Consider the following 649-nt stretch of genomic DNA (forward strand, 5'->3'; position numbering starts at 1 on the left):
GGCTCTTCGAGGTTAGCCGGGCACTGCTCAGCAATGGAATTGGATGTTGGCCCGCTGGGCGCGGGTGCAGTGGAATCGTATCCGGCGGCGTGAGTTTTCGGTATTGCGGAATCCGCAGGCGACGCGTTTGACCTGTTTGACAAGCCGGTTGTAGCCCTCGGTGCGGGCGTTGGTGATCCCGGTACGCAGGAACGCCAACACTGCCGGCCACCAGGTTTCGATCGTGGAAGCCAGCCGGGCGACCTCGGGGATGTTGGCGTCGGCGCACCAGGTGTAGAACGAGTAGAGCTTGTCGCGGATCTCAGCATCCTCGGCTCCGTGATGTGCGAGGGAAAGAAGTTGGCGCAGTTCTTCTTTGGCGATGTAGGCGACGATGATCTCGTGAGTGGGGTCGCTGTCGATCAGCGCATTCCACATCTTCGCAAAAGACTTGGGAGACAGTCGTTCATGCGCCGTCAACAGTCGCCGCCGGTTTGCCCATTCCGGGTCCCGGGCGCGGCCCCGACGGCCATGAGCGTCGAAGGTCACCCGGCGGCGGACCGCGGTCACCATGTCGTTGGCGAGTTTGACCAGGTGGAAGTGATCGACCACCACTTGCGCGTTCGGCAGCAACTCGGTGGTGACCGCTGCCGCGTACGCCGCCGACGGA

1 protein-coding gene is annotated in these 649 nt (G+C 63.0%); it reads right to left on the minus strand.

All coding sequences use genetic code 11. The features are described from left to right. Positions 1 to 27: 27 nt before the first annotated feature. Positions 28 to 649 (minus strand): ISL3 family transposase (locus ACPXB3_RS22445; protein WP_425729850.1); only part of this gene is annotated, 622 nt, incomplete at its 5' end.

This window comes from Gordonia sp. DT219, assembly GCF_049847065.1.
Classification (GTDB): Bacteria; Actinomycetota; Actinomycetes; order Mycobacteriales; family Mycobacteriaceae; genus Gordonia.